The organism is Marinobacter lacisalsi (assembly GCF_042651045.1).
Classification (GTDB): Bacteria; Pseudomonadota; Gammaproteobacteria; order Pseudomonadales; family Oleiphilaceae; genus Marinobacter; species Marinobacter lacisalsi.
This window is the reverse complement of sequence record NZ_JBHSDI010000062.1, coordinates 101,573-114,959: the sequence shown is the minus strand read 5'-3', so window position 1 is coordinate 114,959 and position 13,387 is coordinate 101,573. Positions and strand designations below refer to the sequence as shown.

General features: G+C 64.3%; 7 protein-coding genes. All 7 read left to right on the top strand.

Annotated elements, in window-relative coordinates:
* Window positions 1-16 precede the first annotated feature (16 nt).
* The 7 genes from ACFOZ5_RS18305 to ACFOZ5_RS18275 are packed head-to-tail and all read left to right on the top strand — an operon-like array spanning window position 17 to window position 13,384.
* Window positions 17-2,428 carry a putative baseplate assembly protein gene (locus tag ACFOZ5_RS18305; protein WP_379890049.1) on the top strand — a complete coding sequence of 804 codons (2,412 nt, stop codon included), beginning with the start codon at window positions 17-19 and terminating at the stop codon, window positions 2,426-2,428.
* On the top strand, window positions 2,425-4,506 hold the full coding sequence (locus tag ACFOZ5_RS18300) for a phage tail protein (RefSeq protein WP_379890047.1): 2,082 nt from the start codon (window positions 2,425-2,427) through the stop codon (window positions 4,504-4,506). The genes ACFOZ5_RS18305 and ACFOZ5_RS18300 overlap by 4 nt, the downstream gene beginning before the upstream one ends.
* An 11-nt stretch (window positions 4,507-4,517) precedes the next feature.
* Window positions 4,518-7,187: a hypothetical protein gene (locus tag ACFOZ5_RS18295; protein ID WP_379890045.1), complete on the top strand. Its 2,670-nt coding sequence runs from the start codon at window positions 4,518-4,520 to the stop codon at window positions 7,185-7,187.
* A 16-nt stretch (window positions 7,188-7,203) separates the two neighbouring features.
* Entirely contained in the window at window positions 7,204-8,787 is a 1,584-nt protein-coding gene (locus tag ACFOZ5_RS18290; protein WP_379890043.1) for a helix-hairpin-helix domain-containing protein, read from the top strand.
* 32 nt (window positions 8,788-8,819) lie between these two features.
* A complete protein-coding gene (locus ACFOZ5_RS18285; protein WP_379890041.1) occupies window positions 8,820-9,710 on the top strand; it encodes a glycosyltransferase family 2 protein in 891 nt (296 codons plus the stop codon).
* Window positions 9,711-9,722: 12 nt separating this feature from the next.
* Window positions 9,723-11,255, top strand: a complete 1,533-nt coding sequence (locus ACFOZ5_RS18280) for a hypothetical protein (protein ID WP_379890039.1) — start codon at window positions 9,723-9,725, stop codon at window positions 11,253-11,255.
* Window positions 11,252-13,384, top strand: coding sequence for an ATP-binding protein (locus ACFOZ5_RS18275; RefSeq protein ID WP_379890037.1), 2,133 nt, complete (start codon window positions 11,252-11,254; stop codon window positions 13,382-13,384). Before ACFOZ5_RS18280 ends, ACFOZ5_RS18275 begins: the two co-directional genes overlap by 4 nt.
* Window positions 13,385-13,387 lie beyond the last annotated feature (3 nt).

The window sequence follows — 13,387 nt, the reverse complement described above, 5'->3', positions numbered from 1 at the left end:
CAAAGGGAGCAATGCCGTGACTTTACCGACACCAAAACTCGATAACCGCACCTTCAAGGAGCTGGTGGACGAAGCCAGGGACCGGATTCCCCGTTATACCCCGGAGTGGACCAACTTCAACGACTCCGATCCCGGCATGACCATGGTCAAGCTGCACGCATGGCTCACCGAGACGCTTCTGTATCAGCTCAACCAGCTACCGGACGTCAATCACCTGAAGTTTCTGGAGCTGCTGCACGTCAGCCGTGAACCGGCCAGGGCGGCCTCCACCGAGCTGTCCTTCAGCCTGAAGAAGCTGTCCGGCCCGGCGGACCCGCTGAAAGTGCTGATCCCCAGGCAAAGCCAGGTTGGTGTGGACGACCCCGAACTCGAACAGCCGCTGATCTTCGAAACCGACTATACGCTGACTGCCCTGAACGCCGCCCTGGGAGCCGTACTGATTCCCAACACCGCACCGGAATCCGCCCCCAATCCCTACCAGTTGATTACCGAGTACGACACCAAACAGGCCACCACCACCTTCCTGCATGCGTTCCACCCCTTCGGTCCGAAGCCAGGGAGCGGCAATCGATGCCTCATTGGACTGGTGCCACGCCCACACCGAAACCCGAAGGAGGACTACAGCCTGGACAGTTTTCCAGCCGGACAACTGGACCTCACCGTCTTTGCAACCGGCGTCTTCGATCGCGATGCCGATGGCGAGATTATTCAGGGCCCCAGGGGCGAACGTTGCCTGCTGCCCCACGAGGCCACCAGGGCCGGGCAGCGGATTGACTGGTCAGCCTTTACCGGCACGGAGGCCGGCAACCTGCTGGCAGCGCCTGTCGCGGCGGACTGGCAGACCCTGGATGTGGGGGACGATACCGCGGGGCTGACCAATAGCGGCCATATCCGACTGGAAATACCGGAAGGTCTGCCGGCGTACTCTCTGGACCAGCTACCCCGAAGCCTCTGGGAGGCGCTGGGTTTACACAAGTATCCCACCACCCTGGAACAGCTTAAAGACGACCTGCGGGACAGCGCGCTGACCCTGGACACCAGCGCACTCAGCGACGACGACTGGATGGCCATGGGCGTCCCGGAAGCGGAACTCAACGACGTCAAAAGCTGTTGCGAGTCCGTCAACGGCATCATCGAAAAACTCGACGATCTTGACGACAGCGTCGGGCTGACGGTCGGGAATGTCCCCGGATCCAGCTGGCTGGCCCTGGACGCCGGCTACGATACGCCGCCGGTGCCCCCCTACCCGATGATCTGGCTGAAGGCCGAACTGAATGAGGAACCCACCCGGAACGACCTGATCAATGAGCTGGCCCTGAACACCGTGCCCGCCACCGCCGCGGTCACCCGGCTGGCGGAACGCCTCGGGTTCGGCAATGGCCGACCGGCCCAGCAATTTCAACTGGCCAGGACGCCGGTCTACTTCGACCCGGACACCCGTGCCCCGGACCTGGTGCTGGAGGTTGAGGAGTCCGGCACCCGCAGGGAGTGGCGCCGGGTGGATGATTTCTACGGCACCGATGCCGCCAGTGAGGTCTTTGTGCTGGACCCCATCGAGGGAACCGTGAGCTTTGGCGACGGCAAGCACGGGCGCATTCCCATTGCCGGTGCTGAAATCATTGCCCGCCGCTACCGCTATGGGGGTGGCGCCATTGGCAATGTGGGCCCCGGCAGCATCACCAAACTGAAGAGCCCGCTGCCCCGGGTGGACAAGGTCAGCAACCGCGTCAAAGCCGCCAACGGTGAGGATGCGGAACCTCTGGAAGACACCCGGTTGCGAGCGTCCCAGAGCCTGAAAACCCGGGACCGGGCCGTCACCGCCGAAGACTTTTCAGAACTGGCCCGGCAGACCCGCGGCGTGGCAATCCAGCGAGCCTACGCCTTGCCACGGTATCGCCTTGATGCATCAGGCCAGCTGGAAGCCGATGCCGACGGTGCCGTCAGCGTGGTCATCCTGCCGGTGACCGACCATCCCACGCCGCAGCCGAGTGAGGCCCAGTTGCGGGCGGTGTGCGCCCACCTGAATACCTGCCGGCTGGTGACTACCGAGCTTTACGTCACCGGCCCCGAGTACACCCGCGTCGCCACCCTGAAAGCCACCATCGAGGCCGGTGCCGACGCCGACCTGAAGGCTGTCCAGGAAAACGCCCGACAACGCCTGCTTGAATACTTTCACCCGCTGCGGGGCGGTAATGACGGACGCGGCTGGCCCTTCGGCGAGGATATCCTGTATGGCCATGTCTACCAGCAACTGCTGACCCTGCCGGGGGTGGGCCGGGTCATGGACCTGTACCTCCAGTTGGACAACGAAGCCGCCAGCGACGCCGGGTGCCGTGACCGCATTGAAATCGCCCCGGGTAATCTGGTTCACCTGCCGGCGGATGTCATTCAGCTTTCAGTCCGCTACCAGCACCAGGGGGCGTCATGACCGACTCCGTTCGTCCCACCCAGGCCCCGTTCCTGCGGCTTGATCGCCATGTGGGCTGGCGTACCCGCACGTCAGACAGCATCTTCTTCAACCCCCGGCGTGGTGGCCTGATGCTGGGCCGGGCGGGGCAATACCCGATCTCGCCGTTCGAGCCCGCCGGCACCCTGGGAGGAACCACCAGGCCCCGGGGCCTGGCCGCCACGCCGACCGGCTTCCTGTTCCTGGCGGACCCGGACCATAACCGGATACTGGGCCACGATCCGGCCCGACCGACCTGTTGCGAGAGCAATACAGCCGCCAACGAAGCAACCGTGCCGTTTGCTCCCCTCTGGGAAACACCCGAGCCTTCATCACCGGAGCCGTCCTGCCGGAACGGGCTGGATGGGTTCTCCCAGGCGCCGGAAAGACGCGACCCTTACCACCTCAGCCAGCCTCGTGATGTGTGTTTCAGCCGCGCCGGCGAACTGATCATCGCCGATACCGGCCAGCAGCGTTTGCTGTTCCTGCTCTGGCCATCACTGCGCATCCGCCGGATCATGAACCTGCCAGCGCAACCCTGGGCACTGGCCGAAGACAGCCGGGGGCGTTGCTGGGTGTTACTGCGTACCGAAGACAGCGCCCGGGTGGTTCGCCTCGACGCCCTTGGACAGATTGCCCTGTGCAGTGCTCCGGACACACTGAGCCCGGGTGCCACACAGATTGTGCTCAACCGTCAGGACGAGCTTTTCATACTGGATGTGGAGGCCCGTCGGCTCCAGAAGCTGACCGTTCCTTCCTCCGATGCTGGCCAGGCGGCCCGCCCGGAGCCAATCGATACGCCAGCCGACACCGTGTTCAGCCAGGATTTTCCTCCACCTCTGCATTTGCACCAGGGCACACTGTGGTTACCGCAGGATGAGCGACCGGACTGCCCCGCCCTGCCCCTGAGTGAACTGTCCGTAGACAGTTTCGGTTATCTGTCGGGAACATCACTGCCGCTGCTGTCCAGACCCCGACGCATCGCTCGCCCTCGCAGCGGCGTCTGGATGAGCGCAGCCCTGGACGGCGAGCAGGATAACTGGGGCTGGCACCGGGTATCGCTGGAAGCGGAGCTGCCCGCCAACACCCGACTGCTGATACAGACCTTCACTGACAAGGCACCACTGACCGACGAGCAACTGGACACGCTGGGCGAACGCTGGTCCCGCCCCCTGTTGATCGAGCCGGGGCAGGCCCCGGAAATACTGGTGCAGAGCCAGCCGGCCCGTTATCTCTGGCTGCGTATCGAATTCCGGGGAGATGGTCTGGCCAGTCCGCTGGTGCGCGCGATTGATATCCAGGCACCGCGCCAGTCTTCCCTGCGCTTCCTGCCGCCACCGTTTCACCAGGACCCGGACAGTCGCCACTTCCTGGACCGTTTCCTCAGCTACTTCGATACCGTGTTTGCCGAGGTGGAATATGAAATCGACCATTTCGCGCGCCTGCTGGATACCAACAACGTGCCCCCCGGAGAGTTTCTCGACTGGCTGGGCAGCTGGTTCAACCTTCAATTCCTCGCCCAGTGGCCGGCGGACCTTCGTCGCACCATGATCAGCCAGGCCATTCCCCATTTCCGCCAGCGAGGCACCCTCGCCGGACTCAGGCAGATGGTGCAGTGGCACACCGGTCTGAACGACCCCATGCCCCAGATCATTGAACACTACCGCTTGCGTGAACGTGACCCCGCCACGGTGCCCGTTGCCCACGCGTCACTGGTGCCGGAGGGAATGCCGCTGGCCCACCGTTTCACGCTGGTGCTGCCGGCCTTCGCTGCTTCCGACCAGGCTGAGCGGGAGCAGCTGGAAAGACTGATCGACGCCCAGAAACCCGCCCATAGCCACTACCAGCTGCGGCTCTTCGAAGTGGGTGTCTGTGTGGCCCGACAGGCCACGCTGGGGGTGGACGCCCTGCTGGGACACAACCCACGACTCCCCCTGGGAGCAAACGTACTGGATGATCCGCGCGACGATGGCCTGACAGCGGCCATTGGTTCCAGCGCAGCAGTGGAAGTATTGGGCCCGAAGCCCAGTCGCCATGACACTCACTCCATTGATCACTAGGGACGACTGTTATGAAGGACAACGAATCTGCCTGCATTCCCTGCGGCCTCGAGCGGCTTGAACGCAATCACTATTTCAACGGCAAGCTGCTGGTCGAGCGTGACCTGATTGACGAGCAGGTTTACCACGTCCAGAAATCCCGACTGCTCAACCAGAACCTCCATGGCCACGGCACGGTGTGTGGTCTCCGTATCCGTGCACACCCCAACCCGGAATGCCGCGACGAGGCTGTCTACATCGAACCGGGCATGGCGCTGGACTGTTGCGGCCGGGAACTCATCATCCCCAGAAAGACCCTGATCCCGATCGCCGAGCTGATCGAGGAGCAGGGCCTGGAACTGGACGGCAGTGAACACCTGTTTATTACCGCCTGCTACGGCGAGGAGCCCGCCGAACCGGTACCGGTGCTGTTACCGGATTGCGACTGCGCCGACCAGGCCAATGCCCCCAACCGCATCCAGGAAACTGTCACCTTCCGCTTGCGGGCCGAACGGCCTGAAACCCGCACCCCGGCACGACCTCCCGCCCAGGCCCAGTTGGAGTGGGAGCACAGTGTGCCCCTCAGCCGCCAGTCGATCACCGGCCTCACGATCGACCCGGAGTTCGGGCTGGTCTATATCACCGCCGAGGGCCACGAGAACTCCGAGGCGCGCATCTATGTCTACGCCCAGGAAAACCACGACCTGGTCACCGCCCTCGACGCGGGCCGCTCGCCCACCGATGTCGCCGTGTCCCTGCATGGTGACCGGCTTTTTCTTGCGGCCTCCCAACTGGACATTGCCGGGCGTGACGAAGCGGTGACCGGCATCGGCATCTATCGGCAGGAACTGATCCGGGAGACCACCCTGCCGGCGGCCGGCATCGAACTGGGCGAACCGGCAAGGCTCCTGGTATCACCCCGCAACGGCGCCCTTTTCGCGCTTTTGCTGGAGTCCGGAAAACTGGTCGGCTGGACCGAGGACGCGCTCAATGACTGGCTGTCGAGAGTCCCGGAAAGCCGCCCCCTGAGTGGTCCGGAAAACCGGCTGGAACTGGACCTGAACACGGAATTCAGCGACACGCCGGCACTCACCGGGGCGTCCGTTATGGACATTGCCGAAGATGGCCGATTCCTGTTCCTGACCGACCCCGGCAACAGTGAACCGGCGCACCGGCTGCGGATCGTCAACGTAGCCAGGTTTCTCGCCGGCGGCGACGGTGCGGATGAAACGCCGGACCTGCCCCCCGAGGTGGCCGCCGAAGAAACCCCCATCGCCCTGAAGGTCAGCCGCGACAGCGAATATGTCTACCTCCTGAGCCGGCGGGGCGAGGGAAGCGACCACCAGGGCCTGTTGCGTCGGTTCGGCTGGAACGTGGAAGAGAAAACCCTGGTCCCGGAAGGGCGTGGCGCCGTCTGGAATGGTGCGCCCCTGGACCTGTCACTGGCCCCCAACGAACGCTGGGCCTATGTGGTCGAGCTCCAGGCCGGGGGTGAGCAGCGGTCCACCCGGGTGGCCGCCATCGATATTGACGAGGTAGCCAGCGTGAGCGGCGATACGCCCTCGAATGAAGCGCTGGACACCCAGATAAACATCCATGGCGAGGGCCGCCTGCAGCGCCTGATGCCCCTGGGTGGGCGCCTCTACGTGGTATCAGACGATCGCGACGACGAACGCCAGCCGGACCGTGGGCTGGTGGCCATTGTGGACATCGAGGAGGCGGAATGCGGCGCCCTGTTCCAGCAGGCGCTGGACGGTTGCCCTGGGTGCGACAGCGACGATCACTGCGTGGTGCTGGCCCATCTGCCCCTCTACCAGCCCGGTCAGGTCATCCAGGACCCTGGTGAAGCGCGCACCGACGACGTTGCCATCGACAACCTCACGTACCGGCGCTTCGTGCCCAGTACCCAGCGGATCCAGGACGTCATCCTGTGCATGCTGGAAGAGGGCTTTGCCGAAGGCACCCCCGGACCACGTGGCCCCGCGGGCGCACAGGGCCCCGAGGGGCCTGAGGGACCAGCGGGCCCCCTGGGTCCTGCCGGCCCCCGAGGCCCGGCCGGACCGGCTGGTCCGCAAGGCCCGGCCGGCCCCCGGGGTGAACGGGGACAGCGTGGCCAACGCGGGGAACCGGGCCCCATCAACGACCCCGATCTTGGACACATCATCGCCATCAACTGGGAACACTCAGGCTTCGACAGTGAAGGGCTCAGCAATCCGGACGAGGCGGTGGAATTTACTTCCAGAACCGGATTCGCCATCGCGTTCGACCGGCCGGTCGAGCTGGCACCTCTGATGATCAAAGGTGGCCCCTCGCCCGTCGCCACCCTGGAGCTCCATGTATCCGGCCAGGTCATTACCGTGGCTCCGTCCGAAATCCTGCCCATTCGGCCAGACATAGAGCCAGAGGGATACATCAAGGACTTCGACATTATTGATTCGGAGGAGGGCAAGGCGGACGGCATACTGATTCGCTTCCCGGAAGACATCAATCTGGGTGACCGCCGGGCGACCAGACTGACATTCCGGCTCAACCTGAACTGTGAATTCCTGATGGCGGACGGCAAGGCCATCGATGGTCAGCATGTGGGCGGGGCACTGTCCAACAACCTGAAGAATGAACCTGGCTACCGTCCCACGGGCAATGGCCGGGAGGGCGGTGTCTTTGTCAGTTGGTTCTTCGTCACCCGAATCGTCATAGAGTGAGCCAGGAGGCCCGACCATGAGCAACAGCAACGCCTGCAAGGCCAATCAACCGGTTCGGCCATCCTACTTCGAACGGCAGCGCCTGGGCGCCGATGACCTGCGCCTGGAGCAGCAGTACCAGGACCAGCGTTTCCGGCGGCAGAATCGCTTCCTGCATGGTTGGGGCGTGGTCTGCGGCGCGCGGGTCGACCGGACCCAGTCGGAGCTGGGCACCAGGGTCATGATCAGCGAGGGCTATGGCCTCACGCCGGCGGGGGATGAGCTCTACCTGCCAGCGGACGCCGACATCATTGACCTGCAGCCTCAGATAAAAGACCTCTGCCCGTCGGCCGAAGACTGCAACAACCTGGAGGAACCCGGCCGCGAAGGCCACAGCGAGGCCGAAACCTGTCGCGTCTACCTGATTGCCCGCCCCATCCAGGAACCCTGCGCGGCCGGGCATCCGGTACCCATCGACTGCCAGCATCCGGGAGGATTCCCCCAGGTCAGCCGTATCCGGCACGGTGTCAGTATTGAACTGATCAAAGCGTTGCCGGAACTGCATCAGCCCACGCAGACCGATTGCTCGCAACTGAGCAGCCTGCTCTGTGGGGACGCCCTGCCATACTGTCCACCCCGGGGCCGGGACGAGGACAATTTCCTGGTCCTGGCCACGTTGCTGATCCTGGATTGCCGGATCATCGAGATCGACAACCGGTACCCCCGTAAACGGCTGTTCAGCACCGCCATGCTCCAGGCCCATCTGCAGTGCCTTTGTGGGCAGGAGCCGCCGGCCACAAACCCACCCAATACATCGCCCCCGAATCCACCCGAGCCCGTGACCCCGGAGCCTGACGACCCCGTTACCCAGGAGCCTGATGGCCCTATTGTCACCATCGACCCCGGCGTCACCATCGATCCTGGAGTAACGATCGACCCGGGAGTAACGATCGACCCGGGAGTAACGATCGACCCGGGAGTGACGATCGACCCGGGAGTGACGATCGACCCGGGAGTGACGATCGACCCGGGCGTGACGATCAACCCGGGAGTGACGATTGGCCCAATAGGCACGGTTGGCCCCGGGGGCCCGCTCAACCCCGGCGTGACCCTTGGCCCGGTCACCAACCCCGGACTGATTGACGAAACCCTGATCAACACCCTGGATGGTCGGACCATCGACATTGAGCGTGGCCGCCAGACATCCATCGATGAACTCACGTTGCTCGGGGCCGGAGAGAAGGCAAGGCTCAAGGAGGCCGGCATCAACAACATGCTGGAACTCCATGCGGCCGATACCCAGGCGCTCACCGACATCCTGGGCGTCTCGGAAGTACGGGCCGCCGGTTACAAAATCAACGCCCTGGAAAGCATCAGACGCCCGCAGCCCCTGACCCTGGATGAGAACGAATTCAATATCGAAGACGGCACCAGACGGCCCATTGAGGAAGCCGAAGGCGTGGGCGACACACGTGGCGACCGACTGCGGGGCCGCGGTTATACCTCGGTGGCGGATCTCGCCAACGCGGATGCGAGATCCGTGGCCCGTACCGCACGGGTTTCCGACGCCAAGGCCAGGACCATGATTGATCATGCCCGCCACCTGATCCGGCGACGCTGACACATCGGGCCACCACTGGCGTAGGAGCAGCCATGCCACACAACCCTGAACTCAGTATCATCGTGCCCGCCTGTAACGAGGGGGACAATCTGGCGGACACCGTTAGCTCTCTGCTGGAGAACACCAGGGGTATCCACTTCGAACTGATCGTGGTGGATGACGGCTCCGATGACGGCAGTGCAGATCGACTGAAGCAGCATCCGGACCCACGGCTGCGAATCCTGTCCGGCCCCCGGCAGGGCCCGGCCCGCGCCCGCAATCGCGGCGCGGAAATGGCCAACGGCAGGCTGCTGCTGTTTATGGATGCCCACTGCTACGCCCCCCAGGGCTGGCTGCAGCCGCTGCTTGATGCGCTGGACGATCACCCTGGAACGGGAGTGGTGGGACCGGCCATCAGCAACACCCAGAATCTGCGGATGTGTGGTTACGGTGGCACTTGGCGTGACGCTCGCCTGGATATGATCTGGCTGCCGCACGCCGACCAGGTCCGGGAGGTGCCGTTCCAGCCGGCCGGCTGCCAACTGGTACGTCGGGAGGCCTTTACCGATGCGGGTGGCTACGACGGCCGCATGAGCCGCTGGGGCAGCGAGGATGTGGAATTCTGCATCCGCGTCTGGCGCGCGGGCTGGCATATCCGGGTTCAGCCAGCCAGTACCGTGGCCCATTATTTCCGCCAGAAGCCGCCCTACCAGATCGACCACTACCGGATTATCTACAACCGGGTGCGCATGGTCCTGATGCACTTCGAGGGCCGACGGCTGGCCCGGATACTTCGCCACCAGTTCGGCAGCGCCCAGGTGGAACACGCACTGGCCGAGCAGTTTCTTGACCCGACCACCCAGGCAGATCGCACCGCCTATCAGCAACGGTTTCCACGAAGCACGGACTGGTTCTGCGATTACCTGGGGCTGCTGCCGGAGTAGAAGGGCGTACTCATGAAGCTCGAGATACAACACCTGGACAATCACTATCAGTTGCCAAGCGGCATGACCGATCCCGCTGGTATCCGGCGGCGGCTGGATCGTACTGCACAGGAAGAACTGGCCCAGGCTCTGGCCCGCCTCCTGGAGAAGGAACTGGCCGACCGGCCGGGCCTGTACTGCATCCGGCAACTGGATATCACCCTGCTGCTGGCATCGGTGGACTGGACCCGCCTGCCCCTGGCTTCATCCTGGGCCGAGGCCCTGCACCGGGCGTTGCAACAGGCCCTGCAACAGGGCAATCGTGATCAGGTGCGCTACTACGCCAGCGAAGCCGATTTCAGCGCCCATTTCATGGCTGACCTGCTACAGGGCGAGGCCTGGTCCCAGTGGCCCTACCAGCGCCTGCGCCATTGGCGGACAATGCCGGACAGCACCGTGATCACGGAACTGTTGCTCGCGCGCCCTCACTGGCTGGGTACTGTTGCCGACCATCTCGGCAAACTGGGCCACCTGAAGGCGCTGGTTGATCGTGTTGCCACAGCGGACATCCGGCAGATTTTCCGCCGTGGCTTTCTGGCCGCCGGGGACGAGGATACGCTGGCCCGGCCGCTGTCACTGACAGCCTTCGAACCGCTGGCGCAGGAGGACCTCACGGTGGTGGATACGGTCGTCGCCGGCTACTGGCAGGCCGCGTTCACGCTGCTCTGCCAGGTATCGCGCCGCCAGCAGGAGCTGCAACCTGAACGGGTCCTGGCCATCCAGCAATGGGCATTGATACGTCGTGGCTGGCAGGCGGTGCTGTTGCAGGAACCCGGGGTCACCGAACCCGGGGACTGGCTCATTGTCCTGTCTGAACTCTGTGCCAGACAGCCCTCGCCCGAGTTACTGTCGCTACGTCAACTGATCCTGCAGTACCAGAGGCACGGTGAAGGCAAAGACGACTGGGCGGACCTGATCACCGACACCGCCCCTGAACGACCGGCTACCGGCCACCGGGCCGTCACTCCCCTGACCTCTGCCGGGCGATCTGCGATGTCGCAACGAACAGCGTTTGCCGGTTCCGCCCTGCTGCTGCCGCTGATTCGCGATGACGGAGTTTACCGGACCTATTCCCCGCTGCACCTGTACCTGGCGCTGACCCGGCTGGCGGGTGGCGAGCTGACGCCCCTGGCACGAAGCGAATCCGCGTTGTGGCAGCTCCTGCTGGAGATACCGGAAGCCGACAAGCCACACCAGCTCGAGCACCTGCCGCCCTGGCCCAATGCCGCTGCCGACGACCCGGAACGTGAGCTGGCGGACGACCTGGCTGCACGGCTCAGGGCACGATTGCCGGGCTTCCGGCACAGCAGTCACGACTATCTGCGCAGGCAGTTCCTGCAACAGCCGGGGCAACTCTGGCTCAGCGACAGCAGTCTGGAACTGTCCTTTGACGAACTTCCCCTGTCCATGGTGGTGCGCATGGCCGGGTTGAGCGGGGATCAGGGCCGCCTGCCCTGGCTCGGCGACCGCCTGCTGACACTTCATCTGCCAGGAGCCATGTCATGACGGAAGCGGAACACCCCCTGCCCGGATATGATCATGATCAGGACTACCTGAACGATGTCCTGCAGCTGATTACGCTGCAACTGGAATACGCCGTTGCCCGTTTCCGGGCCGTTCGGGGTGACCAGCACCAGGAAGGCTTCATGGGGCTGTTCCTCGACGATGCGGATATCAATCGCCTGCTGCGGGAGCTGGGCTCCGGCAAAGCCGCCAGTTACGGCGGCACCACCGACGACATCATGGCGCTGCGCCAGCGTATCGTGGCCCGTGCCGGGGCCACGGCCTCCCGCCTCCCACCGCAACGCCTGGCCGAAGCCCTGGGGCTTGGCCAGATGGAGTCCGACCTGATCCTCTACCTGCTGGCCGGGGAAGTGGACCCGCGCTTTGCCCGTGTATGGGCCTTCCTGCAGGACGATGTACAACGCCGGTATATGACACCGGGCCTGGCCCTCCAGCTTTTCCCCCACGCCGGCCAGAGCGACCTCAATGCCCGCATAAGACGCCTGTTTGCCGCCGATGCGCCATTGCGGCGGCAAAGCATCGTTACCATGATGGAGCCCTCGCGGCCGCTGCTGGACAGACCACTGAAGCTGGACGACCGCATTGTCGATTTTCTCCTTGGCAATGACTGCCTGGATGCGGAACTGGTGACAGACGTGGAACTGCTCCGCCACCCACAACCGCGCCTGCACACGACTGCGCCACCGCCGCTGGCGGCAGTGCCACGCCACTTTACCGGCAACCAGCCACTGCCACCGGTACTGTTGCGGGACGAATCCGGTGAAGAATGGGACCTGTGGCTGGCCCGGAAGCGCGGCGCCGACCTGCTTCGCCTGCGACCAGAAGCAGGCAACGGCGACGATGAGGAGGCATGGCGGCATCTGTTACGACGCGTGCGGCGGGAACAACAGCTGAGGGAGGCCCTGGTCAGCGCAGGCTCCGAAGCGCCCCTCAGCCGGGACCAGCTGGCGGCGCTGTACCAGATCCTGCCCGACAACCTCATCATTACCGACCCCCGTGGATACCAGCCGGGCACCAGTTGCTCACCACCCCTGGAGATTCATCTGCAGACGCCCGACGATGATCAACGGGCGACACACTGGCAACATCACCTGCCTGCCCAATGGCTGAACCGGCAACCGGCGGACATGCCCCGGCAACTGGCCCGGCGCTACCGTTTCTCCAGCCCCCAGATCCGGGAGGTCAGCCGCAGGCTGGAGAGTCGGCTGGCCCTTGATGGCCAGGCGGATGCCACCACTCTGCGCCAGCTGTGCAAGGAAACCGCTGCCCAGCCGATGCAGGGAGGTGCCCAGCGCGTTGACTGTCAGCAGGACTGGGAGCAGCTGGTGCTGCCGGCGGCCAATAAGGCCATGTTGCAGGAACTGACCCTCCGTGCCAGCCACCAGCAGCAGGTACTGAGTGACTGGGGCCTGTCCCGGCTGTTCAGCCAGCCCCCAGGCCTGAGCGCGCTGTTCGTGGGGCCGTCCGGCACCGGCAAGACCCTCGCCGCCAGCGTGGTGGCCCGAACCCTGGGACTGGAACTCTACCGGGTGGACCTCGCCACCGTGGTCAGCAAGTACATCGGTGAAACCGAAAAAAACCTGCAGAACATCTTCCACCATGCGGCCCAGGCCGAGGTGGTGCTGTTCTTCGATGAGGCGGATGCTCTGTTTGGCAAGCGCTCGGAAGTCAAAGACGCCCACGACCGCTACGCCAATATCGAAACCAGCTACCTGTTGCAGCAGATTGAAGATCATGCCGGCCTCTGCATTCTGGCATCCAACCTGGCCCAGAACATCGACGAAGCGTTCATGCGACGTATCCAGGTGGTGGTGGAATTCCCCCTGCCGGGCGTGGAAGAGCGCCACCGTATCTGGCAACAGCTGCTCACCACCGAAGCGCCGGTGACCACAGACCTGGAACTGGACTTCCTCGCCCGCCAGTTCGAGCTGACCGGGGGCCATATCAAGAACACCCTGCTTCTGGCCGGCTGCTATGCTGCCGAGGAGGACCGCGCCATCAACATGGGGCACCTGGTCCGGGCCATTGCCCGCGAGTACGGCAAACTCGGCAGGCCGGTCACCAAGAACCTGTTCGGCGACTACTACCAGCGCCTGAAGAAGGTGGACTGACCC

Bases quoted from the DNA above. Each gene is read 5' to 3' on its own strand.
- ACFOZ5_RS18280 (WP_379890039.1), top strand. From the start codon at position 9,723: ATGAAGCTCGAGATACAACACCTGGACAATCACTATCAGTTGCCAAGC.
- ACFOZ5_RS18285 (WP_379890041.1), top strand. From the start codon at position 8,820: ATGCCACACAACCCTGAACTCAGTATCATCGTGCCCGCCTGTAACGAG.
- ACFOZ5_RS18300 (WP_379890047.1), top strand. From the start codon at position 2,425: ATGACCGACTCCGTTCGTCCCACCCAGGCCCCGTTCCTGCGGCTTGAT.
- ACFOZ5_RS18295 (WP_379890045.1), top strand. From the start codon at position 4,518: ATGAAGGACAACGAATCTGCCTGCATTCCCTGCGGCCTCGAGCGGCTT.
- ACFOZ5_RS18275 (WP_379890037.1), top strand. From the start codon at position 11,252: ATGACGGAAGCGGAACACCCCCTGCCCGGATATGATCATGATCAGGAC.
- ACFOZ5_RS18290 (WP_379890043.1), top strand. From the start codon at position 7,204: ATGAGCAACAGCAACGCCTGCAAGGCCAATCAACCGGTTCGGCCATCC.